General features: G+C 43.8%; 23 protein-coding genes and 1 other RNA gene. 19 read left to right on the top strand and 5 right to left on the bottom strand.

The genetic code is table 11. The features are described 5' to 3' along the window. Positions 1 to 105: 105 nt before the first annotated feature. From EL081_RS09390 to EL081_RS09375, 4 genes are all read left to right on the top strand, one after another. Positions 106 to 840 carry a hypothetical protein gene (locus tag EL081_RS09390; RefSeq protein ID WP_126404938.1) on the top strand — a complete coding sequence of 245 codons (735 nt, stop codon included), beginning with the start codon at positions 106 to 108 and terminating at the stop codon, positions 838 to 840. Positions 841 to 1,042: 202 nt separating this feature from the next. Continuing rightward, positions 1,043 to 2,101, top strand: coding sequence for an AAA family ATPase (locus EL081_RS09385; RefSeq protein WP_126404937.1), 1,059 nt, complete (start codon positions 1,043 to 1,045; stop codon positions 2,099 to 2,101). A 12-nt stretch (positions 2,102 to 2,113) separates the two neighbouring features. Beyond that, positions 2,114 to 2,896 carry a nicotinamide riboside transporter PnuC gene (gene pnuC, locus EL081_RS09380; RefSeq protein WP_126404936.1) on the top strand — a complete coding sequence of 261 codons (783 nt, stop codon included), beginning with the start codon at positions 2,114 to 2,116 and terminating at the stop codon, positions 2,894 to 2,896. Beyond that, the gene (locus EL081_RS09375) at positions 2,897 to 3,694 is read left to right on the top strand and encodes an NUDIX domain-containing protein (protein ID WP_126404935.1); all 798 of its coding nucleotides are present in this window, start codon (positions 2,897 to 2,899) and stop codon (positions 3,692 to 3,694) included. 366 nt (positions 3,695 to 4,060) lie between these two features. Here EL081_RS09375 and dusB read toward each other — a convergent pair whose 3' ends face one another. Both dusB and hslO read right to left on the bottom strand, forming a co-directional pair. Further along, positions 4,061 to 5,041, bottom strand: a complete 981-nt coding sequence (gene dusB / locus EL081_RS09370) for a tRNA dihydrouridine synthase DusB (RefSeq protein WP_006595451.1) — start codon at positions 5,039 to 5,041, stop codon at positions 4,061 to 4,063. Further along, entirely contained in the window at positions 5,028 to 5,900 is an 873-nt protein-coding gene (hslO, locus tag EL081_RS09365; RefSeq protein WP_277870564.1) for an Hsp33 family molecular chaperone HslO, read from the bottom strand. Before hslO ends, dusB begins: the two co-directional genes overlap by 14 nt. A gap of 111 nt (positions 5,901 to 6,011) precedes the next feature. Between hslO and EL081_RS10225 the strand changes: the two genes are divergently transcribed. Next, positions 6,012 to 6,140, top strand: a complete 129-nt coding sequence (locus tag EL081_RS10225) for a hypothetical protein (RefSeq protein ID WP_003002006.1) — start codon at positions 6,012 to 6,014, stop codon at positions 6,138 to 6,140. 253 nt (positions 6,141 to 6,393) lie between these two features. Here EL081_RS10225 and gshAB read toward each other — a convergent pair whose 3' ends face one another. Continuing rightward, on the bottom strand, positions 6,394 to 8,649 hold the full coding sequence (gene gshAB, locus EL081_RS09355; protein WP_126404933.1) for a bifunctional glutamate--cysteine ligase GshA/glutathione synthetase GshB: 2,256 nt from the start codon (positions 8,647 to 8,649) through the stop codon (positions 6,394 to 6,396). Positions 8,650 to 8,945: 296 nt separating this feature from the next. On the opposite strand from gshAB, the gene EL081_RS09350 reads away from it, so the two are divergent. The 14 genes from EL081_RS09350 to EL081_RS09280 all read left to right on the top strand — a co-directional run bounded on the left by EL081_RS09350 (position 8,946) and on the right by EL081_RS09280 (position 23,438). Then, positions 8,946 to 10,238 carry an adenylosuccinate synthase gene (locus tag EL081_RS09350; protein WP_070665062.1) on the top strand — a complete coding sequence of 431 codons (1,293 nt, stop codon included), beginning with the start codon at positions 8,946 to 8,948 and terminating at the stop codon, positions 10,236 to 10,238. 219 nt (positions 10,239 to 10,457) lie between these two features. After that, positions 10,458 to 10,970: a tRNA adenosine(34) deaminase TadA gene (tadA, locus tag EL081_RS09345; protein WP_049474207.1), complete on the top strand. Its 513-nt coding sequence runs from the start codon at positions 10,458 to 10,460 to the stop codon at positions 10,968 to 10,970. A 38-nt stretch (positions 10,971 to 11,008) separates the two neighbouring features. After that, an RNA gene (gene ffs / locus EL081_RS09340) (signal recognition particle sRNA small type) lies at positions 11,009 to 11,104 on the top strand. Positions 11,105 to 11,822: 718 nt separating this feature from the next. Beyond that, positions 11,823 to 13,172 (top strand): glucose-6-phosphate isomerase, encoded by a 1,350-nt coding sequence (locus tag EL081_RS09330; RefSeq protein WP_126404932.1) that lies wholly within the window; start codon positions 11,823 to 11,825, stop codon positions 13,170 to 13,172. Between the two features lie 182 nt (positions 13,173 to 13,354). Continuing rightward, positions 13,355 to 14,458, top strand: coding sequence for a hypothetical protein (locus EL081_RS09325; RefSeq protein WP_126404931.1), 1,104 nt, complete (start codon positions 13,355 to 13,357; stop codon positions 14,456 to 14,458). 21 nt (positions 14,459 to 14,479) lie between these two features. After that, positions 14,480 to 15,274: a hypothetical protein gene (locus EL081_RS09320; RefSeq protein ID WP_126404930.1), complete on the top strand. Its 795-nt coding sequence runs from the start codon at positions 14,480 to 14,482 to the stop codon at positions 15,272 to 15,274. A 209-nt stretch (positions 15,275 to 15,483) separates the two neighbouring features. Then, on the top strand, positions 15,484 to 16,215 hold the full coding sequence (locus tag EL081_RS09315; protein WP_126404929.1) for a hypothetical protein: 732 nt from the start codon (positions 15,484 to 15,486) through the stop codon (positions 16,213 to 16,215). 10 nt (positions 16,216 to 16,225) lie between these two features. Continuing rightward, complete coding sequence (locus EL081_RS09310) at positions 16,226 to 16,963, top strand: hypothetical protein (protein WP_126404928.1); 738 nt, start codon at positions 16,226 to 16,228, stop codon at positions 16,961 to 16,963. A 21-nt stretch (positions 16,964 to 16,984) separates the two neighbouring features. Beyond that, positions 16,985 to 17,965 (top strand): hypothetical protein, encoded by a 981-nt coding sequence (locus EL081_RS09305; protein WP_126404927.1) that lies wholly within the window; start codon positions 16,985 to 16,987, stop codon positions 17,963 to 17,965. A 164-nt stretch (positions 17,966 to 18,129) separates the two neighbouring features. Next, on the top strand, positions 18,130 to 18,828 hold the full coding sequence (dapD, locus tag EL081_RS09300) for a 2,3,4,5-tetrahydropyridine-2,6-dicarboxylate N-acetyltransferase (protein WP_126404926.1): 699 nt from the start codon (positions 18,130 to 18,132) through the stop codon (positions 18,826 to 18,828). Between the two features lie 62 nt (positions 18,829 to 18,890). Next, positions 18,891 to 20,024 (top strand): N-acetyldiaminopimelate deacetylase, encoded by a 1,134-nt coding sequence (locus tag EL081_RS09295; protein ID WP_126404925.1) that lies wholly within the window; start codon positions 18,891 to 18,893, stop codon positions 20,022 to 20,024. Positions 20,025 to 20,036: 12 nt separating this feature from the next. Next, positions 20,037 to 20,576: a 5-formyltetrahydrofolate cyclo-ligase gene (locus tag EL081_RS09290; RefSeq protein ID WP_126404924.1), complete on the top strand. Its 540-nt coding sequence runs from the start codon at positions 20,037 to 20,039 to the stop codon at positions 20,574 to 20,576. Beyond that, positions 20,560 to 21,246 (top strand): rhomboid family intramembrane serine protease, encoded by a 687-nt coding sequence (locus tag EL081_RS09285; protein WP_126404923.1) that lies wholly within the window; start codon positions 20,560 to 20,562, stop codon positions 21,244 to 21,246. Before EL081_RS09290 ends, EL081_RS09285 begins: the two co-directional genes overlap by 17 nt. A gap of 227 nt (positions 21,247 to 21,473) precedes the next feature. Further along, positions 21,474 to 23,438 (top strand): C69 family dipeptidase, encoded by a 1,965-nt coding sequence (locus tag EL081_RS09280; protein WP_126404922.1) that lies wholly within the window; start codon positions 21,474 to 21,476, stop codon positions 23,436 to 23,438. Positions 23,439 to 23,663: 225 nt separating this feature from the next. On the opposite strand, the gene galU is transcribed toward EL081_RS09280, so the two are convergent. Further along, positions 23,664 to 24,572, bottom strand: a complete 909-nt coding sequence (gene galU, locus EL081_RS09275) for a UTP--glucose-1-phosphate uridylyltransferase GalU (protein ID WP_126404921.1) — start codon at positions 24,570 to 24,572, stop codon at positions 23,664 to 23,666. A 61-nt stretch (positions 24,573 to 24,633) separates the two neighbouring features. After that, on the bottom strand, positions 24,634 to 25,650 hold the full coding sequence (locus EL081_RS09270) for an NAD(P)H-dependent glycerol-3-phosphate dehydrogenase (protein WP_117744778.1): 1,017 nt from the start codon (positions 25,648 to 25,650) through the stop codon (positions 24,634 to 24,636). Positions 25,651 to 25,808 lie beyond the last annotated feature (158 nt).

The raw sequence follows: 25,808 nt of genomic DNA, 5'->3' as shown, positions 1-25,808 counted from the left end.
GTTTCTATTTTTTATAAGACTTGCAAATCCTCTTGACTTCCCTATAGATTAATGTTACAACTATATTACGAAATGTAACAAATGTTACAAAAGAGAGGTATTGCCATGAAAACGAAAGGAACCTTGTTTAGTCTATCTACCCTTGCTCTAACAGCTGTTCTTCTCTTAAGCGGCTGTGGATCAGAAAAGAAAAAGGAAACCAGTCCATCTTCAACTAGTAAAATTGCGCAAGTGAAACAAAGCTCTACAAGTAAAAAAGAAGAGAAAAAGACCACAAGCAAAACCACACAAAGCACAGAAGTTGCACAATCTCCTGCCATCGCTTCGAGCGAAACACAAGCGAGCCAAGAGAATCCGTCAACTCCAGTGACACCAAGAGTTCCAGAAGTCAGTCAAGGCCTGGTTCCAACTCCTTCCAAAGAAACAAAACCAGCAGTGACTCCAGCACCTGAAAAACCAAAACTACCTAGCTTGGAAGAAGGTCGCACGACTGCCAAAGAACAAGCCTCTAAGACAGAGAACCCACGCTATAAAGGTGTATTAGCTTATGCCTCAGGGGATTATTCTGGAGCAATAGGTAGTTGGACCGACGGTCGCGATACAGGCGTAAGCATCGGACAGGGTGGAAAAGTAACCATTCAAACTCCTGGTGGCGATGCAGTTGGCTATACAATTGGAAGCTATGAATACAACTTGGATCAAGGTCATTACCATGCTGGCTTGATTTCCACCCAAGATGGATCTGCAGCTAGCCTGGATATAGTTGTCGGTCAAGATGGTCAAGTGGCAAGTGTTCAAGTGACAGAAAATGGCCATGCGCATGCCTTGGTTCGGGAATAATGGCTCGCCACTGAGAAAATTTAAAAAATGATTGAAATCAAAGATTCAATTCTGTATAATAACATACAGAGTTGAATCTTTTTAATTTTTATTTTATAAAAATATATTTTTTTATAAAAAGGTATTGACAGATTGAAATTATAGTTTATAATAAAATCATAAGCAAAACATGTTTTGACATTATGATAAAGGAGCCAGTTAGATGAAAGAAAAAGTGGCAGTAGTATTTGGAACGTTTGCCCCCCTTCATCAAGGGCATATTGATTTAATTCAACGGGCAAAACGCCAATGTGACCGCGTTTGTGTGATTGTCTCTGGTTACAAAGGTGACCGAGGAGAAGAAGTTGGTCTTCCTTTGCAGAAACGTTTTCGCTATATTCGAGAAGGTTTTTCAAATGATGAACTCACCCAAATTTATAAATTAGACGAGACAGAACTTCCTCGCTATCCATTAGGATGGGAGCCTTGGTTGAAAACAGCCTTAGAAACCATTCAATATGATGCTGAGAGAGAAGAGCTCATCTTCTATGTTGGGGAAAAAACGTATCAAGAGGAACTTGAAGCGAGAGGCTTTCAAGCGCACTTACAGGAGCGCCAGTTTGGCATCTCAGGAACCCTTATCCGGGAAAATCCCAGCAAGTATTGGAAATACATTGCGCAACCCTTCCGTCGTCAGTTTACCAAAAAGGTCCTCATTATGGGGAGTGCTAGTAACGGGAAGACGACCTTGGCAAAAGATTTGGCCCGCTTCTATGATGCGCCAGTGAGCTTAGAATATGCTCGCGAGTACCAGATCAGAAACAATGTACGGGATGATGAGCTGACCCCCAAGGACTATTATTATCTCCTACTCGGACAATACGATCAAACCTCAAAATTAATCGATAGTAGTGCCAATCGAGGGCTAGTGATTGCGGATACGAATTCGCTAGTGACCAAGGGCTATTACGACTACTATATGGAAGTAGAAGGCCAAGAGACCAGTATGACGGATACCTTTGATAACCTATTCGTTAGTATCCTCGCTAAGGAAAAATGGGATTTGATCTTATTTGTCCAACCCATTGGATCCTATGTCAATGATGGCTTCCGTGATATGACCATGGCAGATGATGAAATTCGCACCAGTTTTTCAAATCACCTGGATCACCTCCGCCACCAATACCTCGCAGATATCCCAACAGCCTATCTCGGGCAAGACTACTTGGGGAATTACGAAGAAGCAAAGCGTGTCATCGATACGATTTATCAAGCTGATTAAAGGAGAAACAGCATGAAACGACTACAAGAAAAAATTCAAACATTTGGGGAGCATTTAAAAAATGTCCATCGAGAAGCTGGCAAACGTGGCTTCGTAGGAATTATGAAACTCCTTTGGCAAGACCTATTTGCAGGTCGCACTCTGACACAATGGCTCTATTTGCTTGCTTTATCTAGCGTGCCCTTTGTCCTAGAGTTTACCAATCAGGAAGCAAGTCACGATTGGTTAGGGCTCTTTGCCTCCTGGACAGGAATCGTTTGTGTTATACTAGTAGCAGAAGGTCGGGCTAGTAACTATCTCTTTGGAGCAGTGAACTCAGCGATTTACCTCGTCCTAGCCTTGAACAAAAACTTCTATGGAGAAGTTTTGACGACCCTGTACTTCTTCGTGATGCAACCAATTGGTCTCTATGTTTGGTTGTCAAATCGGATCAATGACCAGGGGGATGCAGAAGAATCTCACTTTGAGGCCAAGAAATTAACGCTAATGGAATGGATCAAGTATTTGGTCCTAACAGCTCTGATTTGGATCGGGATGGGATACGCCTATAAAAGCATCCACAGTGCTCGCCCTTTCCGTGATAGTATAACAGATGCGACCAATGGTGTCGGACAGCTTCTCATGACCGGTCTCTATCGCGAACAATGGATTTTCTGGATTGCGACCAACCTCTTCAGTATCTACCTCTGGTGGGGAAAGAGCATCCATATTCAAGGCATGTACTGGGTCTATACCCTTAACAGTCTTGTCGGTTGGTATCAGTGGAGTAAAGCAGTGAAAAAGGAGGTTGCTTAAATGACAGCAACAAGCATTCCGGAAGGAATGAACGAAAAGGAATACTACGAAAGGGTCGTCAGTGAGGAAGAATTCCTCCGCTGGTACAAGGAGCAGGATTACCCTACCTATGAAAATCCAAGTGTGACAGCGGATATGGTGGCCTACTGCTTTGTGGAGGGGCGCTTGAAGCTCTTGGTGATTCGCCGGAAAACGCATCCTTGTCAGCATCGGGTAGCCTTGGTGGGGGGGTTCTTGCAAAAGCATGAAGACGCTATTCAAGCTTGTATCCGAGAGGTTCAAGAAGAAGTTGGACTAGAATTAACGCCTCAAAAGGTAGAGCAGTTAATGACAGTTTCTACTCCTGGTCGGGACCCTCGGGGTTGGGTCATTACCATTGCTCACTTGGTTTATTTGCCAGCTGAAGCGGTAGATATGGTCCGAGCTGGAGATGATGCCAAAGAAGTTCTCTTCCTCGATGTGGACTTCAAACAAGGGGAATGTTCCCTAGATGGTCGTGTCTTGGCAGCTGAAGATTTTGCCTTTGACCACTATGAGATTGTGCAAGAATCCATCAAGCGGATCCAAGGGCGCTTAACTTGGAATCCGACTTTCCTCCATCTCTTAGAAGAGCCTTTTACCGTATACGAAGCAACCGAATTGGTGAACCTAATCCATCCAGATAAGGAAATTTTGACCAACAACTTCCTCGTGACCTATGGGTCCTATGTCGAAGAAGTGGGGGTTAAGCGGGTGCCTAAGAAAAAACCGCGCAAGACCTATCGCTGGAAAGAAAGTGAATCTCAAGCGGATCAATAAGATACAAAAACAGCATCAAAAAGTTGATGCTGTCAAATGAAGATAAGTTCTTCTAAAAACTTTCCTTAAGTGAGTACGGACGTCAGCGAACTTCTTCGAAGTTCCATGACTAATTATTGAGCCCTTCGCTCTTTAATTTCTGGGCTCAGGCTAAAACAGTTCCCCAAACTGTTTTACTCTCAATAATTCCGAGTGCCTGAAACATTTGTGTTTCAGGCGCTTTTCTCACAGCGGAAAGTTTTAGATTTACATAACTGACTAAAAAAATATGTCAGTTTTTTTGAAAAACCAGCTAGCTATTTTATGTTAAAAATAGTTAGTACATATTTTAAACAGCATCAATATTTCGATGCTGTTTTTTTGTCATTAAGCTTTTTCTAATTGAAGAAGTTCTTCAATCTCAGCTAGAGTGCTAGCTTGCGAAATGGCTCCGCGGAGTTTGGCTGCGCCTGAGGTTCCTCGGAGGTAGTGAGGAGCTAAGCCGCGGAATTCGCGAACGGCAATGTGCTCACCCTTGAGATTGATCAAGCGCTTCAAGTGCTCATAAGCAATCTTCATCTTGTCTTCAAAGGTCAAATCAGGCAGGATTTCTCCTGTTTCAAAGTAGTGATTGATTTGATTGAAGAGGTAAGGATTCCCCATAGCAGCACGGCCGATCATGACCGCATCGGCACCGACTTCTTCGATCCGTTGTTTGGCGTCTTGCACCGTCCGGATATCTCCGTTGGCGATAAATGGAATCTTGGTCAGTGCTTGTGCAACCTTGTGAAGGGTCTCAAGATCCGCATGACCCGTATACATTTGCTCCCGGGTCCGTCCGTGCATGGCAAGGGCGGAGACACCTGCAGCTTCAGCTGCGAGGGCATTCTCAACTGCTAGAGAAGGGTCAGACCAACCTGTCCGCATTTTAACAGTGAGGGGGATATCAAGGACGGATTGAACCTTGTTAATGATAGAGTAGATCTTGTCTGGGTCCTTGAGCCACATGGCACCCGCTTCGTTTTTGACGATCTTATTAACTGGGCAGCCCATGTTGATATCAACGATATCAGTTTTGGTATTTTCTTGGATAAATTCAGCTGCGCGTGCCAGGCTGTCCTCATCGCTACCAAAGAGCTGAATCGATACAGGATTTTCACCTTCATCAATATGGAGCATATGCAGGGTCTTTTCGTTATTGTATTGGATTCCTTTATCAGAGACCATTTCCATGACTACAAGCCCTGCCCCGAGTTCTTTAGCAATCGTGCGGAAGGCTGAGTTGGTCACACCGGCCATAGGTGCAAGGACCGTCCGGTTTGGGATCTCGACATTCCCAATCATAAAAGGTGTATTAAGATTTGTCACGAATGAGTTCCTCCAAGTCGTTTTTATCAAAGTGATAAGCCGTCTGACAGAATTGGCAAACAATTTCTGCTCCCTGGTCCTCGTCCTTCATTTCTTGAAGGTCTTTGGCTGGCAAGCTAGCCAAGGCATCCATGAAGCGTTCCTTGCTACAGTCACATTGGAAGCGGATCTCTTCTTCAGAGAGACGTTTGTAGTGATCTTCGCCATAGATGGCAGTAAGAAGGGCTTCAATATGGTCGTCAGAGGCTAAAAGGGTAGAAATGGCCGGCATTTCTTGGATACGTTTTTCAAAGCGGGCAATTTCTTCTTCCTTGACATTTGGCAAGACCTGCACCAAGAAACCACCGGCAACCTTGACCTTGTCTTCTTCATCAAGAAGGACATTGAGCCCCACTGCAGATGGAGTTTGTTGGCTTTCAGTCAAGTAATAAGCTAGGTCTTCACCGATTTCTCCAGTGACGAGAGGTGTCATGGAATGATAAGGATTGCCTGTGCCGTAGTCGGTAATCACTAGGAATTCCCCGTTTCCGACAAATGGTCCGACCACGACTTCACCGGTCGCTGTTTTCTTGATATCCACACCAGGATTTTGCACGTAGCCTTTGACGTTTCCTTGAGTATCTGCCACAGTGATGATAGCACCAAGTGAGCTAGTACCGAGGATTTTCACCGTTATCTTGGTGTTTCCCTTTTCATTGGCGGCGAGAATTTGACTTGCGATCAGGGTCCGACCGAGGGCCACAGTTGAGCTTGCTTGTGTCTGATGGTATTCTTGGGCTGCTCGCACGGTCTCTGTACTGTCTAGTACAAAGGCACGGAAGGAGCCACTTTCTGAGATAGTTTTGATAATTTTGTCCATACCTTTTATTTTAACACAAAATAGAAAAACAGGCGCAGGCCTGCGCTTGTTTTTTGGGGTTAGGAAGAATTTTAAGACCAAAAATAGCATAATAAAACAAAGGAGGCTAGCATGAACCAATCTTTGAAAGCGGCAGTCTATGGTTTGGCGGTAGCTGATGCATTAGGGGTTCCGTATGAATTTTTAACCCGAGGCAGTTTTAAAGCGATTGAGATGGTGGGCTATGGAAGCCAACAGTAACTGGCTGGAACTTGTTCAGATGATACTAGCCTTGTATTCGCGACCTATGATTCTTTTTGGGAAAAAGGGAAGATTTCCTCTGCTATATGCAGGAGAGGTTTGAAATTTGCTTGTTAGAGGATGATTTTACAGCAAATGGCTTGCTATTTTAAACTTGTAGGAGAGACCATGCTTAATCTTTTTAGGTTATCATCTAAAACTCTACCTCGGTTACAAAACAAAAACGCAGAGACATCTTCTGCGTTTTCTTACTTTATAGGTCTATTTCTGGGAAAAGTTTAGCTAGTATTTTCGGAGTAATGCTTTGTCCCGGCCCCTCAGCACAATAGGTGTGCATATACATAGAAGGATTGAAGTTGAGCTCGATGCAGGTACAGTTGGGATTTTCCTTTGTGGAAATAGCAGAGCTGTCAGGGATGATGAGATCAACGCCACAGGCCCAGGCTCCCATAGCCTTTGCCATGTCCGCAGCGAGTTCCTTATAAGATGGGTGCATGCTGTCTGTGACATCAATCGAGTCTCCGCCAGTAGAAATGTTGGAATTGCGCCGCAAGTCAACCTTGACTCCAGCAGGCAGGATATCATCTGCTCCATAGCCTTGCTGGTCCAGCATGAGCAGTTCAATGTCCCCCAGTTCAATGATTTCAAGCGGTGAACGATGATCTCGGCCCCGCAGAGGATTGTCATTTTTGATGGCAATCAATTCTCTCACGGTATGCTGACCGTCTCCGACGACATTGGCCGCCACTCGCAAGAGGACTGCTTGGCATTGTCCGTCTAAGACAAAGAAGCGGTACTCCGTTCCAGCGATAAATTCCTCCACTAAGACGGCGACATCTTCTGAAAAAGCAATCTCCAGAGCCTTGTGATAAGCTTCCAGGCTAGCTGGCTCTTGGAAGATAGAGATGCCCAGTCCGAAGTTGGTTGACTTGGGTTTGACAACAATTTCTCGGTTCTTAATCAAAGGGTAGTAGGCCAGTCCCTCTTCTAGAGAAGAAAATTCTGCTCCAGCCGGAACGGGAAAGTCAGCTGCTGCCAAAATCTTTTTGGTGACTGTTTTATTGGCCATGGCCAAAGGGATGACATAGTTATCCTTGGAGGTCATATTGCCGTTCTTGACATATTCTACATGACTACCATGCCAAAGCTTGAGAAATTGGTCCTTTTCATCTAAAATTTCGACATTTAGCCCCTTTTGAATAGCATCAAAGAGTAGCATCTGGGTGGACAGTTCCATATTTTCGTAGCCTTTGAGGGCATAAGGAGCAGTCCAGGCATAGCGGTGGTATTCTTCTGCTTTTTCTAGACCAAAAGCTGTTAAGGAATCTTGCTGGATATGGGGCAGGAGCTGTCCTGACAGTGTCAGCTGAGGATGTAAGAGAGCCTCTCTCATCTGGTCCAGCAAAGTTTGATAGTAAGTTGGCAGTTCAAAATGCTGGATGAGCCCTTCCATGGCTTGGAGAATGGCTGAGCTGTCTGCCTCATCTGGCAGGGCAGTCAGCGGGTGGCTACAAGCAATTTTCTGGTTCAAATCATGAGCAGCTTTTAATACTGCATCAACATTTTCTACATCATCTAGCCAGAGCAGGCCCAGTAAAAAGAGATGGACAGTATCTAAGGTCTCTTGGCTAATGCCCAAATGGTCAAAAGGATTGAGATCGAAGCAGCGGAATTCCAGATAGGTGATACCCTGCTCCAGATAGGCGCGATTGTGCTTCTGTCCACGGAAGCGAACGGCTGAGTAAAATTCTTTTTCAGCACTGAGCTCGCCAGACTGAACGTAGTTTTCAATATCGGTTACATATTGCTCCAAAGAAGTGTAGGACACCTGAATATTCTCGTCATTGACATAGCCATAGTCGCTGTTGCGAAAAGAGCGGATAGGCTGCGGGTATTCCTGACTGTAGAAGCCGGCTTCTGCCAGAGGAGCAGCACCGTAGAGATAGGTTAAGAGCCATCGGAAACGCAGAAAGTTTCGAGCCAGTTTGAGATAGAGGTCATTTTTAAAGTCCTTGAGTAAATGATAGGAGCTGACTTGAAAGAGAGCAGCGACCAGATCTTTCCCTAGCTCCATGTTGTAGTGGATACCAGAGATGGCCTGTAGTTTTTTGCCATATTTTTTCGCTAAACCCTCTCGGTAGTGGCGTTCGTATTCGTTTTCCAGACGGGCGATGATAATATCTTCTTCAGTCAGCTGCGGTGGCATGGACAGAGGCCACAGGCATTCACTCTGGTCAATTGAGCGGCCTGCCACATCGCTGATAGCTCCCAGTAAGCGCCGCGCTTCCTTAGTAGAGTGAGCAATAGGTGTAATTAGTTCCAGTTGTTGTTCGCTGAAGTCTGTTTGGATGGTCGGGTGGAAATTGCGGGAACCAAGCTGACTCGGATGAGCAGTTTGAGCTAAGTGTCCATCAGTTGTCACTCGCAGATTTTCCCTCTCCAGACCAAAGGTCGCTTGGAGAATAGGGCTTGATGTATCCAGTTTCTGCAGTAATTGATTAATCGTCATCGTTTCACCGTCCTATGGTAGTTATTTTAGTCTATTACAAACGGAAAAAGAAAGCAAATTTCCGCTACGATTTTACAAAAATTCCGAACTTTTATTTTAAATTAAGTACTAAAATTCAGAAAATACATATTTTGTAAAAATGTAATTCGTCTACATAAGAGAAAAAACAAATGAAATGATGAACCCTCCTTGAAAAATTGTCAAATTTTTCATATAATGAGGTATAAAACATAATCGCAGGTGAGATTCCTGCCTGCTTTTCAAGAAAGGACGAGCTATATAGCTCAGACAAAGATATGACATCAGTAGTTGTTGTAGGAACCCAGTGGGGAGATGAAGGAAAAGGGAAGATTACAGACTTCCTATCAGCCAATGCAGAAGTCATTGCTCGCTACCAAGGTGGGGACAATGCCGGTCACACCATCGTGATTGACGGCAAAAAGTTCAAGTTGCACTTGATTCCTTCTGGTATCTTCTTCCCTGAAAAGATCTCTGTGATTGGAAATGGGGTGGTGGTCAACCCGAAATCATTGGTCAAAGAGTTGGCTTATCTCCATGAAGAAGGGGTATCAACAGACAGCCTTCGCATTTCTGACCGTGCCCATGTCATCCTTCCTTACCACATCGAATTGGACCGTCTCCAAGAAGAGTCTAAAGGGGACAACAAAATCGGAACGACCATCAAAGGGATTGGACCAGCCTATATGGACAAGGCTGCACGTGTAGGAATTCGGATTGCGGATCTTTTGGACCGTGACGTCTTTGCGGAACGCCTTCGCATCAATTTGGAAGAAAAGAACCGTCAATTTACCAAACTCTATGATGCAGAGGCTTTGTCATTTGACGATATCTTCGAAGAATACTATGAATATGGTCAACAAATCAAACAATATGTAACCGATACTTCTGTTATCTTGAACGATGCTTTGGATAACGGCAAGCGCGTGCTCTTTGAAGGAGCCCAAGGGGTTATGTTGGATATCGACCAAGGAACCTATCCATTTGTAACTTCCTCAAACCCTGTTGCAGGTGGGGTGACCATCGGATCAGGTGTCGGCCCAAGTAAGATCGATAAGGTTGTCGGTGTATGTAAAGCCTATACCAGCCGTGTTGGAGATGGCCCATTCCCTACGGAGCTCTTTGATGAAGTGGGTGATCGGATCCGTGAAGTCGGCCATGAGTATGGGACAACAACCGGTCGTCCACGTCGTGTCGGTTGGTTTGACTCAGTTGTCATGCGCCATAGCCGTCGTGTGTCAGGAATTACCAACCTCAGCTTGAACTCCATCGACGTTCTGTCAGGTTTGGATACAGTGAAGATCTGTGTGGCTTACGACTTGGATGGAGAACGCATTGACCACTACCCAGCAAGCTTGGAGCAACTCAAACGTTGCAAACCAATCTATGAAGAATTACCAGGTTGGTCAGAAGACATCACCGGTGTCCGTCACTTGGATGAGCTTCCAGAAAATGCCCGCAATTATGTTCGCCGGATCGGTGAGTTGGTTGGTGTGCGCATTTCAACCTTCTCAGTCGGACCAGATCGTGACCAAACCAATATCCTGGAAAGTGTCTGGTCAAGTAAATAATTCAATAAAAGTTGGGAGTCTCTCTCAACTTTTTTGAGTCTTAAGAATACTTTAAGCCCTGTGGTCTATACTAAGACCATAAACAAAGACCTCCCAACTTTGTTTAGAATCCAAACTTTTTTTCATAATATCTCCCTATAAGAAGTCAACCATTGGTGGCTTTTTTTCTGGCTTCATCATATAATAGAACAAGAACATAAAAAGTAAGTGAGTGTACAAGTGAGAGACTATACCCTAGAAGAGAAAGAAGCTTTTATGCGAGAGGCTTTAAAAGAGGCAGAGATCGCCTTGGCCCATGAGGAAATTCCTATTGGCTGTGTCATTGTCAAAGACGGCGAGATCATTGGACGTGGGCACAACGCGCGAGAAGAATTGCAGCGAGCGGTCATGCATGCGGAGGTAATGGCGATCGAAGAAGCCAATCAGCACGAAGAGAGCTGGCGTTTGCTGGATACCACCCTATTTGTGACCATTGAACCCTGTGTCATGTGCAGTGGTGCCATCGGGCTGGCCCGGATCCCTCAGGTAGTCTACGGTGCGACCAATCAGAAGTTTGGTGGAGCAGGGAGTCTCTACGACATTTTGACAGATGAACGTCTCAATCACCGGGTGGAAGTAGAAACAGGAATCTTGGAAGCAGAATGTGCAGCCATTATGCAGACCTTTTTCCGCCAAGGCCGAGAACGAAAAAAACAAGCCAAACTCGCAGCCAAGGCCGAAACACAAGAATAAAAACCGGACCTTTGCAAAATCCACAAATTATGATATAATACCTATCGGAGCAACAGTTCTGCGTGAAGCGGGTCAGGGGAGGAATCCAGCAGCCCTAAGCGAAGTGAACTGTGTGCTCTTTTCTATTGCTCTTGATGAATCAAGCCTGCAAGGCGCAGATGAATCTTAGAGCAATGGATGCAGTTTTTCCCGCTAGGGAAAAAGCTGTAAACCTATGATAGTTCTTAGTGAATCAAGTCCAAGGGACGAAGATGAACTTAGGTACATTGACGCAGTTCGAGCAAAGCGAGAACTACGTTCCGATAAATGAACGTAGTGAATCATGCCTGCAAGGCGTAGATGAATCCTAGAGCAATGGATGGGAGTGGAACAGAACGTTTGTTCGTAGTTCCACCCCCGCAAAGCTGATTATGTTTTCTTCGGAGCTTAAAAAGCGAAAGAAGAAACAAATCAGCTACTGCGTTAAATTGCTTAACTAAAATTTATTTGGGGATGAACAATTAGTCGCTGAATAAAGTACCTTAACGAAACAAGCCTGCAAATCGCAGATGAGTTTAGAGATATTGATCCTGAGGAGCTTTGCGACGTGAGGGCTATAATTCACTAGCATTATCTCGAAATTCATTAGTGGATTCAAAGAATAATAGCGTAAAATAGAGCTTCGGAAGAGGCTCCTTTTTTTGTCTGTTCCGTTCAAAATAAGGCTCTATATGCAAACGATTGCTATTGCGTCGTTGCTTGATTTGTGAAAATAAAAAAATTAGCAAATGAAAACGTTTTACAGGATGGTTTCCCTTGATTAAATCCCAGTAAAGCGATATCATAGAGAAGAAGAAATTTTGGAGGAATAACATGTCTCATATTAAATTTGACTACTCAAAAGTTTTGGGTAAATTTGTTGCCCCACATGAAGTGGACTACATGCAAGCACAAGTTACAGCAGCAGACGAATTGATCCGTAAAGGAACTGGTGCTGGTAGCGACTTCTTGGGTTGGTTGGACCTTCCTGAAAACTACGACCGCGAAGAATTTGACCGCATCTTGAAAGCTGCTGAGCAAATCAAAGCTGACAGCGATGTTTTGGTCGTTATCGGTATCGGTGGATCATACCTTGGTGCGAAAGCTGCCATTGACTTCTTGAACCATCACTTTGCAAACTTGCAAACAAAAGAAGAACGCAAAGCACCACAAATCCTTTACGCTGGGAACTCAATCTCATCAACATACCTTGCTGACTTGGTAGAGTACGTAGCAGACAAAGACTTCTCGGTAAACGTGATTTCTAAATCAGGTACAACAACTGAACCAGCCATCGCTTTCCGTGTCTTCAAAGAACTCTTGGTGAAGAAATACGGTCAAGAGGAAGCTAACAAACGGATCTACGCAACAACTGACCGCCAAAAAGGTGCTGTTAAGGTTGAAGCAGATGCTAACGGTTGGGAAACATTTGTTGTTCCAGATGACATTGGTGGACGTTTCTCAGTATTGACAGCAGTTGGATTGCTTCCAATCGCTGCATCAGGTGCAGACATCAAAGCCCTTATGGAAGGTGCTAATACAGCTCGCAAAGACTACACTTCAGATAAGATTGCTGAAAATGAAGCTTACCAATATGCTGCAGTGCGTAACATCCTTTACCGTAAAGGCTATGCAACTGAAATCTTGGTAAACTATGAGCCATCGCTTCAATACTTCTCAGAATGGTGGAAACAATTGGCTGGTGAGTCAGAAGGGAAAGACCAAAAAGGGATTTACCCAACTTCAGCTAACTTCTCAACAGACTTGCACTCATTGGGTCAATTTATCCAAGAAGGAACTCGTATCATGTTTGAAACAGTTGTCCGCGTTGACAAACCTCGTAAGAATGTGATCATCCCTACTTTGGAAGAAGACCTTGACGGACTTGGATACCTCCAAGGAAAAGACGTTGACTTCGTTAACAAAAAAGCGACTGACGGTGTTCTTCTTGCCCACACTGACGGTGACGTACCAAACATGTACGTAACTCTTCCTGAGCAAGATGCCTTCACTCTTGGTTACACTATCTACTTCTTCGAATTGGCCATCGCCCTTTCAGGTTACTTAAACGCGATCAACCCATTTGACCAACCAGGTGTTGAAGCTTACAAACGTAACATGTTTGCCCTTCTTGGTAAACCAGGATTTGAAGAATTGAGCAAAGAACTCAACGCTCGTCTATAATAGACAACAAAACGATCTCGCAAGAGGTCGTTTTTTAATCGCTTTCAATATCTCAGAATGAGGTGGAAAAATAGACTGTTTTATGATATAGTAGAACTACTATATTTATACTTTGCACGTCAAACTATGGTCACGAAAAGTGGGGAGAATGACGGGCGCAGGTTGTTAGTAAAGGAGAGATTATGACAACAGAAGACAAGACACCTTTTGGAACACAAGAGGAGAACGTTTCTCAAGAGCCTTTTGGAACACAAGAGGGACAAACTGTTCAAGAGCCTTTTGGAGCACAAGGGGGGCAGACTGTTCAAGAACCTTTTGGAGCACAAAATGGCCAAACAGCTTATGAGCCATTTGGAGCACCAGGAGCGCAAGGCTTTCAACAGGCTTCTCCAGTAGAAGGACCACAAGCTGGAGGACAGGAACAATATTTCCAAAATCAAGCTCCTCAGGTAGAAAACAATCCTTTCTACCAACAAGGGAACCCTCAAGCCTTCCAATCGCAATGGAATGTTCAGCCAAAACCGAAGCGTGGATGGACGAAATTTGTTGTCTTCTCCCTACTTGCACTTCTTCTTGGTGGGTTAATTGGTGGCGGAGCAGGCTATTTCTGGGGAAATTCATCTAAGCCTCAAGCAGATGCTAATCGAACAAAACGCTTAGAACGCGCTAATGAAGAAGCAAAGAAGATAAAGAACAGCTTCATTACAGAAAAGAAGGAGACTGTTTTCACCTGGACTCTTAAAGACCTTGCTACCTTGAGTTATACCAACAAGGATGGTTATGGGTTGACTGCTGATCAGATTGTTGAAACCTATGGATTGGCTTCTAGTGTAGAGTACGATAAGAATAGCCTTACTCTTTATTGGGATCGCGCAAAGAATGCTGAACATCAGAATGTTTATTTCCGATTTGAAAAAGTGGATGGCAATTATTATTTGAAAACTGTGGAAGCTTATGATTTGCAAGAATTCTATGCAGATGAAGACGATGAAGATGAAGATACTTCTGCAGATCGTGAGTTAAGTACAAAAGAATTCAAAAATCTGAAAACAGGAGATAAGAAAACTGGTGAAGGTGGAACTTCCCTATCAGAAATTTTGAAAAAGCATAAATTAAGTGTTGTTCGAATTGGAACAGAAACAAAAATGACTGAGGACGGAGAAAAGTATGACTCTACTCGTGTTATTGCAACCGTAAGCTTTAAGGTCGGTGACGATTATAAGACATTACGCTTCGTAGCACAACCAGATGGAGATTTCTTATACATTGGTCCAGAACGTTATTAATTTAGAGGAGATAGATGAAAGATGAATATGAATCAATCACAGGCACCATTTGGTGTGCCAGAAACTGGTAATCAAAAGAAGCCAGGGAAAGGTCTGTTAATCGCTTGTGTTAGTGTTTTTGCAGTCTTAGGAGTCATTGCAGGTCTATTTCTTGGCCGTTCTTTTGGTGCAACAAATGCAAAAAGTAGCGAACCAGCCCTTCATCCAAAAGCTGATGCAGGGGAATCAAAACGCGATCAGGCTGGGAAGTATATTAATCCGGAAGAAGCCGAATTTTCTTGGAACATTGATGATTTAGCTGATTTAGAGTTTGGTACATACGAAACTCCAGATTTAGGAACAAGCATTGAAGATGTTGTGGATGCACATGGCAAGGCTTTGAAAGGCACGTTTCGAAGAGATAAAATTGATTTAGAATGGGGCGAGTTAGACGAAGATCAGGATGATACGCTGCCTTCTTATCGTACTGTTCGTGAAATGCGCCTTACGTTTCAGAAGAATGGAGACAATTATTATTTAAAAGACCTCTATTATTCAGGAAATTATAAAGAAGCTGAGGATGATTTTATGACCTCATCTTACTATGATAAACTGAAAGTGGGAGATGCCAAAACTGGTAAGGATGGTGTATCCTACAAGGAAGTGATTAAGGATCATACTATTTCTAGTCTTTCAATGTCTGCAGAAGAGGACTACAAAACTCATGATATTGTGACTACAATGAGAGTATCTTTTAAATCCTCAAGTTCCTCTGAATATAGGTTGACTTTTGTGAGACAATCAGATGGTGATTTCCTCTTATCTGAAAAAGAATGATGATGAAGAAGGGCTCTTCATTCATTCTTTTCGAAAGATGTAAGGGAGGAAAAATCCATTCACTTAAAACCCTAAAAAGATCTGGAATAGTATTTTCAGATCTTTTTCTGTTCTAGCGAGGACTGGCTATTTATGGTATAGTAGGATATGTTGACAAAGGAAACACGTGTGAACAGTTGGACGGAAAGGGATACAGATACGATCGCAGAATGGATAATGTAAAGGAAACAACAAGAAAACATCTGAAGACCCTCTTAGCTTTCATCCAAAAAAGAGGGATTATTTTCGGGGTCCTCGCAATGCTGGGCGTAGGCTACGGCCTTGTTGCTTCTGGAAGGCCACAAGACCAGCTAAATCCAGACCAGCAAGTGACCTTTCGTAAGGAAGAAGCTTATCTGCAGGCCTTCCTTGCGAAATCAGATCGACCAGAAGTTGGGGTGCATTTGGAGGAATTGCTGGAATTTAAAATAGGAGATGGGACTGGTGGACCAAGCACCAAGGGGACGACACCAGAGACCCTGGTCAAAAAATTAGGGGGAGCCAAGCAAGCTCGGCTTGAGTCAAAAGCTAGAACGCAGCTCCTTCGTCTCAGCTATGGAACGACACAAGATGGTCGAGATAGATACCAATTTGAATTTACCCATATGAAGGATGGCTACTATCTAACAGCTATTCAGGGCTATCAACCAACCTCTAAGCAGAATATAGAAAGTAAACAGCTGAAAAAGGCAGCCTTGACCAGTCTTGCTAGTGGGAAAGAGAAAACAGGCATGGAACTAGAAGACATTTTGCAAAAGGTTGGCTTGCCACAATCATTGCTTTTGAATCGTAAGGATGGAAAGACAGTTTTGGTCCTAACCTACCGTGCACAAGAGGGGCTGGTCTTTCTCACTTTGCAAGCCCAAAAAGATGCTCGCTATCATCTAGTCAAGGTCGAATAAGGAGGAGTAAATGGATACAGTCATCAAGAAGTTAACAATTCCTGGTCTCCTGCTGCTAGCGCTCCTCCTAGGGATGGGGTTAGAGGTCCTTAGTCATCCGCCGAAAAGTTCTACAGCGATAAGTGAAATAAGGAACTTATCAACTTTTAAAGCGAAAGAATTTCAAGGGGAGCGACTCTTAAAAGAAACGAATGAAAAAAAGGATTCGCCATGGACCTTGGACCAGATCGAGCGCTTCCCTCTGTCGATAAAGAACCAAAACGGTAGCCTGAAGCAGACTGGAAGTCGCCTGGAGACCCTTCTGAAGGAGATGGGGCACCCCCAAGAGAAAGTTCTCTTTCAATCTACAGCAAGTAAGCAACCCAGTCTCTCCCTGCTCTATCGATGGGACGATAGGGGAAAGGGAGCCTCCATCCGTTTGCTTTTTAGCAAGGGGGCTGATGGGAGCTATCTGCTAGAAGAGATCGACGCCAGTCTAGCCAATCTAGACCGGGAGGGGAACAAAGCTTTTTCAGAAAAAGTTTACCAGAGCTTAGAACCTGGAGAAAAGATGGATCTGAAAGCACTTCTAGGTAGCTATCAGGGCTTACAATCCTTCGTTCGACACCAGATCGGGCCTGATCAGGAAGGTTTTCAACTATCCTATCAGGATGAGAAGGGAAAAACGTATTTATTGGAGTTGGAACAGGTAGACGGTTCCTATTCCTTGTTGCGCAAGAGTCAACTAGATCCTAAGAAACAAAGTTAAGTAAAAAGAAGGGAAAATGGAATGGAAAAAGGTAGACAGATTCAAAGAGAATGGTCTAGGTTCCCAAGTAGGAATCGGGAAGTGTCTGAGGTCTTTTCGGATCGTGGGCCTGAAGGAGAAGCTTTTGAGAGTCCCAGTCTTCGGAGCTATCAAAAAGGGGTGAAGAGAAGCGTCCGTGAGGATGCTTTTCGAGGAGCAGGCTTGCCTCGTTTTGGTTCGCTTCTAGCAGCTGGAGTGGGGTTGGTTCTTCTCTTTAGTTTTATCATTGGGGTCATTGGCTATGTGAGTCAATCTTCCCAAAAGACAGAGCAGGCTACCCCTGTAAGTAAGAAACAGGACCGTCATTCTATCAGTTCGGCATCCTCTAGCTCATCATCTGCCTCCTCAAGCCAAACATCAGAATCTTCTAGCTCAACAAAGGAAGAGAAGAGTGAGTCAGATAAGAAATCGGGACAATTGACTGCCGATAATTCTCCCTATATAGATGGGGAGAATGGGATTCGTGCCTTTAATTTAGACGAGTTATTGGTTCTCAGTCGAAAAAATAAATTATCCAATGTGACCGCAGAAGAACTTGTGAATCAGTATGGAAAAGCTAAACGAGGTTATTTTTCTGATGTAAGTGCAGACAATCGGGGAATCACTTTACAATATGAACTACCGGATAATCGTGGAAATGTCAGTTTTAATTTATTGGGGCATGACGATAAGTATAGGGTCACTAATATCTATATGGGATATTACGCTACATCTTTGGAAGAACCAACTAAAACAACAGAAGAATTTAGAGCTCTCTTTTCTCAAGATGGACAGGAAATTCATGACGTTATTTCTCAAATGGGAACTCCTCAAGTCACGCATTTTTCCATCTCATCTTCTCAGAAAGTATACTCCTGCACCCTCTCCTATTCAACAGTAGATAACGAACAAGTTTCCCTAAATTTCGAGGAAAACTCTGAGCAGTGGTATCTAAAAGGAATAGCTGTTAAAAAGAAACCATAGCATGATTTTGGGAGATAGTACAAAGATACATTAGGATCTTAAGATTACTTCATCTGCCAGTGATTTAAAGGACTCTTAAAATTATGCTATAATAGTAAAATCAAAGAGTTTAAAAGGAGCCTATCTTCCTAGAGGACTGACTACATAGAACAAGAGGTATCGCCATGACTGCACAAAAAATGACTGCACAAGAGATTATCGCCTTTATCGGAAATGCAGAAAAGAAAACCAATGTAAAAGTAACCTTCGAAGGGGAATTGGTAGGATCTCTTCCAGCATCCGTTGTAAAACTAGGTAATGTCCTATTTGGAGACTGGAAAGAGATTGAGCCCCTTCTTGCTAACCTAACAGAAAACAAAGACTATATCGTAGAGCAAGATGGGCGTAATTCGGCAGTGCCTTTGCTAGACAAGCGTTATTTGAATGCCCGGATTGAACCGGGTGCGATCATTCGAGACCAGGTGACCATTGAAGACAATGCGGTAATCATGATGGGAGCCGTCATCAATATCGGGGCTGAAATTGGTGCGGGAACCATGATCGATATGGGAGCTATTCTTGGTGGCCGTGCAACGGTTGGTAAAAACAGCCATATCGGAGCAGGAGCAGTCCTTGCCGGTGTGATTGAGCCAGCCTCTGCAGAACCAGTCCGAATCGGGGATAACGTCTTGGTGGGAGCCAATGCCGTCGTCATCGAAGGGGTTCAAGTTGGTAATGGCTCCGTCGTAGCGGCGGGTGCGATTGTTACCCAAGATGTGCCTGAAAATGTAGTGGTAGCCGGTGTACCTGCGCGCGTGATCAAGAAGATTGACGAACAGACGCAACAAAAAACCGCACTTGAGGATGCCTTGCGTAACCTTTAAGAGAATATAGAAGTAGGAAGCTGGGGGATACCTCGGCTTCTTCTCAAAAGAGGAAGACTGATATGACACTTGATTTAGTAAGAATTCGGCAGGACCTGCATCAAATCCCGGAAATTGGACTAGAAGAATTTAAAACACAAGCCTATCTCTTGGAGCGCATCGCAGAAATCACCGAGGGAAAAGAATTCGTCGAGCAACGGACCTGGCGGACGGGGATCATGGTTTTTCTGAAAGGTTCCAATCCCGAAAAGACCATTGGCTGGCGGACGGATATCGATGGACTGCCTATTGTTGAGCAGACTGGTCTTGACTTTGCCTCCCGCCACGAAGGTCGGATGCATGCCTGTGGCCATGATGTCCATATGACGCTGGCCTTGGGCTTGTTGGAGCAACTGGTCCAAGTACAACCGAAGAACAATCTCTTGTTCCTCTTTCAGCCTGCTGAGGAAAATGAAGCTGGAGGCATGCTCATGTATGAGGATGGGGCCTTTGGAGATTGGTTGCCTGATCAATTCTACGGCCTCCATGTCCGTCCAGACTTAAAGGTAGGCGAGATTGCGACCAATCGGGGGACGCTCTTTGCAGGGACCTGTGAGGTGAAAATTACGTTTAAAGGTAAGGGCGGGCACGCCGCCTTTCCCCATGAAGCCAAGGATGCCCTAGTCGCTGCCAGCTATTTTGTCACCCAGGTTCAAACCATTGTCAGCCGAAATGTCGATCCTATCGAGGGAGCAGTTGTGACCTTCGGTTCCATGCATGCGGGAACGACCAATAATGTCATTGCGGAGACGGTCTTTCTGCATGGGACGATTCGGACCCTGACCATGGAAATGAACCTCTTGACTCAGAAGCGACTCGAGACGATTGCGAGAGGGGTTGCAGATGCTTTTGATATGGAGCTAGATTTTGAACTTAAGCAAGGGGGCTATTTGCCGGTGGAAAACAATCCGGACTTGGCAGATGAACTGATGACCTTCTTTGATCAAGCAGAAGATGTGGCCCTGATTGATATCCTGCCCGCAATGACTGGAGAAGATTTCGGTTACCTCTTGTCAAAAGTGGATGGAGCCATGTTCTGGTTGGGAGTGGATAGTCCTTATGCCCTCCATCATCCTCAGATGAGTCCCAAGGAAGAAGCCCTGCACTTTGGTGTCAAAGCCATTAGTCCTTTCTTACAAATGAAAGCCAACCAATAAAGAGAGATGGAAATGAAAGCAAGTATTCGAAAAAGTGTGTTGAAGAAGATGAAAGGATTGGAGCCGGAAATCAAACGGGTTGCCGATCAGTCCTTAATCCAGCGGTTGCGCTCTTTGCCAGCTTACCAAGAAGCAAGTGTGATAGCGACCTATTTGTCCTTCCCGCATGAGGTGGATACGAGTTTTCTGATTGACGCAGCTCAAGCCGATGGCAAGCAGGTCGTCATTCCGAAAACCTATCCAAAAGGACGTATGGAATTTGTAGTCTATGATTCGCAGAAGTTGAAACAAACATCCTTTGGCCTCTTGGAACCAGAGGAGGGGAGCCAAGCAATAGATCAGTCGGAGATTGACCTGATCCATGTTCCTGGAGTGGCCTTTCAAAAGGATGGCTACCGGCTGGGCTATGGAGGAGGCTATTACGATCGCTATTTGGCAGATTTCGACGGAGCGACTGTCAGCACCATCTATGCTTGCCAAGAAGTAGACTTTTCACCGGCTTCCCATGATATCCCAGTACAGGAGGTTCTTGTGGATGAATCAACTATTTGATAAGAAATACCCAGTGACCAGTAGCTTGCTTCTATTAACAACCGGCGTTTTTCTATCCATGTTATTACTTCGTGGCTTTGACTATGAATCGGTCCAGACTGTCTACGATTTTGGAGGTGTCCTAGGAGATGAAATCCAGGTAGATCCGAGCCAGAGCTGGCGTTTGCTTGCTGCCATGTTTGTTCATGTTGGCTTGCAACACTTTGTTTTGAACATGGTTATCCTCTATTTTATCGGAAGAATCGCAGAAGATTTATTTGGCTCGAAGGCCTTTTTAGCCCTCTACCTCTTATCCGGCTTGATGGGCAATCTTTTTGTCTTGGTCTTTTCTCCAGAAGTCGTCGCAGCTGGGGCTTCGACAGCCTTGTTTGGTATCTTTGGTGCTATTGTCAGTTTACGTTTTATCGCCCGTAGTCCCTATATTCGCTATCTGGGCCAACGTTATACCTCCTTGATTTTGATCAATCTCCTCTTTAGCTTCATGCCAGGGATTAGTCTAGCCGGTCACTTAGGAGGCCTGATAGGAGGAGGGATTCTAGCCGTTGTCTTTCCGGTCTATGGTGAGCAAGATAGCGTGAAAAAAAGCTGGCGCTGGGGAGCCGTAGTCCTTTACACAGCTGGAGCCATTCTTCTTTATTCTTGGCCTTTACTTGCTCATCCCTTTTTATGATTTGTAACGAATTTGTAAATTATCTGAAAACTGAGTGAAGTCTCAGTTTTTTTGTATATAAAATCCAAAAACAAGCAGCTACACTCAAAAAGTTGCTCGAAAAGTGAATAAAGACAACATGAGAAAGCGCTTGCAAAAAGGATTGAAAAGGAGTAAACTAACAATTGTAAATATCTTTCTTATCCATTCATAAAATGGATAAAATATTAAATAAAAGGAGATTTGCAATGAAAAAATGGTTGATTAAGCTCTCGTTAGTAGCGATGGCTATATTGCTCCTTCCGTTTCAAGCTGTTGAGGCTTGTTGTGGATTTATCATTGGACGTCAGTTGACCAAGGATGGTACCACCCTGTTTGGTCGGACCGAGGACTATCCTTATTATCCAAATGGCGGAAAACACAACAAAAACTATGTTGTTGTTGATGCCAAGAATTATAAGGAAGGGGACAAAATTCAGGACGAATCCAATGGTTTCACCTATCCTCATGCTGCCAGCGAAATGAAATACACAGCTGCTTATGATTCCGCTCGTGGAGATGGTAGCAATGGTGCATTTGGGGAACATGGCTTTAACGAAGCGGGTGTTTCCATGACTGCCACTGTTACAGCAATTCCAAATAAAAAGGTATTAGAAAAAGATCCACTAAAAGAAGATGGACTTCCAGAAGCTGCAATGCTTGACGTAATCTTACCTCGTGCAAAAACAGCTCGTGAAGCAATCGAATTACTTGGAAAAGTTATCGAAGAAAAGGGATCAGCTGAAGGAAATACAGTTGTAGTTGCTGACCAAAATGAGACATGGTATATGGAAATTCTTTCAGGTCACCAATATGTAGCGGTGAAGGTACCAGAAGATAAATACGCAGTCTTTGCAAATACTTATTACCTCGGTCATGTTGATTTGAATGATAAGGAAAATGTGATTGCTTCAAAAGATGTTGAAAAAGTAGCTAAAGAATCAGGAAGTTACAAGACTGATAAAGATGGCAACTTCCATATTGCTAAATCTTACGGACCTGAAAAATATGCAGAAGGGGACCGTTCTCGGACTTATGCTGGGATTACAGTACTTGATCCAGAGTCTAAAGTGACTTACGAGGATGATGAATACGAACTCTTCCGTTCTCCAACTGATCCAAATAAGAAATTTACTTTAGAAGATGCCTTTGCTATGCAACGGAATCGCTTTGAACACTTAAATGGACGCTTCGTACCGGACGATCAAATCGGTGTCAAGAAACAAGGTGACAATGGCGCAAACGACACAGTTCGCAAGGATCAATACAAATATGCACTAGGGAATGAAAATGTTATCGATGCCCATGTCTATCAAATTAATCCAAAACTACCAAAATCATTTGGTGGTACAGTTTGGCTAGGAATGGGACCATCACGGAACACTCCATATGTCCCATTCTATGGAAATGTGAAAGACACCCATGAAGTCTTTAAACCACAAACAGAAACCTATGATCCAAATTCTTGGTATTGGACTGTTTGGCATATTGACAACATGGCAATCAACAACCAAGATATCTTTGGAAAAACCGTCCAAGAACATTGGAAAGCACTAGAAAAAGGATTTATTGCTGATCAAGAGAAGAAGGATATTGAATATTATTCACTAAAAGATCAACCGGAAGCTGCAAAAGCTGCTGAAGATAAAGTAACGAAAGATGCCCTTGACTTGTCTGATCGCCTTTTCCAACACTTCAAAGATTATGAAAGATTAATGGAAAAACAATTAGAGGCAGCTGGACGCAAGTCAGATCCTTATCGTGCTTCTAAACCAGATAATTATAAAGATCCTGAAGAGTCTAAAGATCCTAAAGAGCCTAAGAAACCAGACACACCAAAAGTTCCAGAAAAACCACAAGTTGACGGAAATATTACAAAAATTGAAATTCCTGCTTCTTATTATAGGGCTACCCCTTCTAATAAGGATATCCCAGCAAATGCAGAAGGAAATCCAAACAATCGCTTTGGCTATGCTGCTAACAAGGATAAACAACCAGTTGTATCTCCTAAAGTAGAAACTCCTGTGAAGCCTGAAGAAACTGTTCAAGCTCCAGCTGAAGCTCCTGTAGCAGGAAACAGTGTAAACAACAATAATCGCTTCGGTTCTAATTTCAATCCAGGTGAAATTGAGACTTACCCAAATACAAATTATTCTTACAATGTTCATCCTTAAAAAATAGATAAACAAGAGAATAAATGAAAGAGGAGGCTGGGACAAAAGTCCTAGCCTCTCAATTATGCAGAGGTGGGACGACGAAATCGAATTCTAACGAATGACCGATTTCTGTCCCACTCTCTTCTTTTTTACAAGAAAAAAGAGATTGACCATTTTGTAGAGTGGCGAACCACTTACACCATATGGTCAGTCTCTTTTGCATCCTTCAGATTCGTATATGATCTAGTCCGAAGTTTGTTCAGATGTTTCTAATTTTTTTCCAAGATCAATGATGTATTGTTTGAGATCATCTTTAACCTGTGGGTGTTGCAAGGCATAATCAATAGATGTTTTCATAAAACCAAACTTGTCCCCCACATCGTAGCGTCTGCCCTTAAATTCACGGGCAAATACTCGTTGGGTCTTGTTTAAGGTATCAATGGCATCCGTTAATTGGATTTCATTTCCAGCGCCTGGTTTTTGGTTTTCCAAAATCTGGAAGATTTCTGGAGTCAATAAGTAGCGACCGATAATGGCAAGGTCACTCGGTGCCTCTTCAGGTGCCGGTTTTTCGACAAAGGTTTCAACGCTATAGAGTCCGTTGATGCCTTCCCCTTGAGGAGCAATGACACCGTAGGAAGAAACTTCTTCATGGGGAACTTTCATGACAGCAATGGTTGAAGCATGTGTCTCATCGTAGTCATTCATCAATTGCTTGGTGAGCGTAGTCGCTGTATCATCTGTGATATCCATGAGGTCATCACCCAGCATCACGACGAAAGGCTCATTCCCAACGAAGGCCTTCGCCTGAAGGACAGCATCTCCAAGGCCGTTCGGATGTTTTTGACGAATGAAGTGGAGGCGCATCCCGGTAGTTTCATCGACCAGTTTCAACAGGTCATTTTTCCCTTTTTCCTTGAGGTTGTACTCAAGTTCAAAGTTTGAGTCGAAGTGGTCTTCGATCGAACGTTTTGATTTACCAGTGACAACGAGAATATCCTCGATGCCAGCCTTAAGGGCTTCCTCAACGATGAATTGGATGGTTGGCTTATCCACGATTGGCAGCATTTCTTTGGCCAGGGCTTTAGTAGCAGGTAGGAAACGAGTTCCAAGTCCAGCCGCAGGAATGACTGCTTTTCTAACTTTTGTCATAATAATTCCTTTCTAACTGAAGAATGATTGGTTGTTGATCTGATTGGGAAGGAAGAATTCCTTAGTTCCACTCATTTTCTTCTTTAAATTCGTTGCTCATCATGAAGTTGATGGCTTCACGAATATCTTGCCCTTCATAAATTACTTGGTAGATGGCTTGTGTGATTGGCATGTAGACGTCTAGCTCTTGAGCCAGTTCGTAGGCAGCCTTAGTGGTTGAAATCCCTTCGATGATCATGCCCATGTTGGCTTCGATATCTTCCAGTTTTTCACCGCGACCGAGGGCATCCCCAGCTCGCCAGTTCCGAGAGTGGATGGAAGTCCCTGTCACGATCAGGTCCCCAACTCCGGATAGTCCACTATAGGTTAAGGGGCTGGCACCTAGTTTAACACCTAGACGGGTAATTTCAGCTAGTCCACGTGTGATGATGGCAGCCTTGGCATTGTCCCCAAAGCCGAGTCCATGGAGGGCTCCAGCACCAACAGCGATAATATTTTTCAAAGCTCCAGCCGTTTCTACCCCAATCACATCTGTATTGGTATAGAGACGGAAGTAGTGGTTGCTAAAGAGTTCTTGAACGTAACGAGCTGTTTCTAAATCCTTAGAAGCTGCTGTAATCAGAGTAATATCACGAACGATGGTTTCTTCAGCATGACTTGGCCCAGATACGACCACAATCTCGCTACGGAGAGAAGCAGGGATTTCCTCTTCTAAGATCTGAGAAATCCGTTTGTGACTGTTTGGTTCTAAACCTTTGGACGCGTGCATGACTTTGACAGGATGGTCCAGAGTCTCAGCGACTTGTTTAGCTACCAAGCGGGTTACCTTAGTCGGAACCACAAAGAGGATGGCATCTACACTGTCCAAGGCTGCTTTCAGATCGGTCGTAGCGGTAATCTGATCACTAATAACGATATCTTTAAAATAGCGCTGATTGGTATGATTGGTGTTAATTTCATCGATCTGTTCTTGGATATTTCCCCAGAGACGGACTTCATGGCCGTTATCATTGAGGACTTGTGAAAGGGCTGTTCCCCATGAACCAGGACCCAATACTGCAACGGTTTGTTTTTCCATTGTATCTTCCATTTCTATATCTATTTTCAAGCAAGTCTAGAAATCTAGGACTTGCATCTTCAAAAACGCTCCAAGAGAGCCTTGAAGAATGATCTTATTCTTCTCTCTATTTTAACATAATATAGGCAAAAAAACTTGTATAACTATCAATTGTTTTG

Source organism: Streptococcus viridans, from assembly GCF_900636365.1.
Lineage (GTDB): Bacteria > Bacillota > Bacilli > Lactobacillales > Streptococcaceae > Streptococcus > Streptococcus viridans_A.
Note: the sequence above shows the minus strand (reverse complement) of the source record. Positions and strands in the feature narration are given on the sequence as shown.

Coding starts and splice junctions, on each gene's coding strand:
- EL081_RS09390 (WP_126404938.1), top strand. CDS start 106: ATGAAAACGAAAGGAACCTTGTTTAGTCTATCTACCCTTGCTCTAACA.
- EL081_RS09385 (WP_126404937.1), top strand. CDS start 1,043: ATGAAAGAAAAAGTGGCAGTAGTATTTGGAACGTTTGCCCCCCTTCAT.
- pnuC (WP_126404936.1), top strand. CDS start 2,114: ATGAAACGACTACAAGAAAAAATTCAAACATTTGGGGAGCATTTAAAA.
- EL081_RS09375 (WP_126404935.1), top strand. CDS start 2,897: ATGACAGCAACAAGCATTCCGGAAGGAATGAACGAAAAGGAATACTAC.
- hslO (WP_277870564.1), bottom strand. CDS start 5,900: ATGGACAAAATTATCAAAACTATCTCAGAAAGTGGCTCCTTCCGTGCC.
- EL081_RS10225 (WP_003002006.1), top strand. CDS start 6,012: ATGAACCAATCTTTGAAAGCGGCAGTCTATGGTTTGGCGGTAGCTGAT.
- gshAB (WP_126404933.1), bottom strand. CDS start 8,649: ATGACGATTAATCAATTACTGCAGAAACTGGATACATCAAGCCCTATT.
- EL081_RS09350 (WP_070665062.1), top strand. CDS start 8,946: ATGACATCAGTAGTTGTTGTAGGAACCCAGTGGGGAGATGAAGGAAAA.
- EL081_RS09330 (WP_126404932.1), top strand. CDS start 11,823: ATGTCTCATATTAAATTTGACTACTCAAAAGTTTTGGGTAAATTTGTT.
- EL081_RS09325 (WP_126404931.1), top strand. CDS start 13,355: ATGACAACAGAAGACAAGACACCTTTTGGAACACAAGAGGAGAACGTT.
- EL081_RS09320 (WP_126404930.1), top strand. CDS start 14,480: ATGAATATGAATCAATCACAGGCACCATTTGGTGTGCCAGAAACTGGT.
- EL081_RS09315 (WP_126404929.1), top strand. CDS start 15,484: ATGGATAATGTAAAGGAAACAACAAGAAAACATCTGAAGACCCTCTTA.
- EL081_RS09310 (WP_126404928.1), top strand. CDS start 16,226: ATGGATACAGTCATCAAGAAGTTAACAATTCCTGGTCTCCTGCTGCTA.
- EL081_RS09305 (WP_126404927.1), top strand. CDS start 16,985: ATGGAAAAAGGTAGACAGATTCAAAGAGAATGGTCTAGGTTCCCAAGT.
- dapD (WP_126404926.1), top strand. CDS start 18,130: ATGACTGCACAAAAAATGACTGCACAAGAGATTATCGCCTTTATCGGA.
- EL081_RS09295 (WP_126404925.1), top strand. CDS start 18,891: ATGACACTTGATTTAGTAAGAATTCGGCAGGACCTGCATCAAATCCCG.
- EL081_RS09290 (WP_126404924.1), top strand. CDS start 20,037: ATGAAAGCAAGTATTCGAAAAAGTGTGTTGAAGAAGATGAAAGGATTG.
- EL081_RS09285 (WP_126404923.1), top strand. CDS start 20,560: ATGAATCAACTATTTGATAAGAAATACCCAGTGACCAGTAGCTTGCTT.
- EL081_RS09280 (WP_126404922.1), top strand. CDS start 21,474: ATGAAAAAATGGTTGATTAAGCTCTCGTTAGTAGCGATGGCTATATTG.
- galU (WP_126404921.1), bottom strand. CDS start 24,572: ATGACAAAAGTTAGAAAAGCAGTCATTCCTGCGGCTGGACTTGGAACT.
- EL081_RS09270 (WP_117744778.1), bottom strand. CDS start 25,650: ATGGAAAAACAAACCGTTGCAGTATTGGGTCCTGGTTCATGGGGAACA.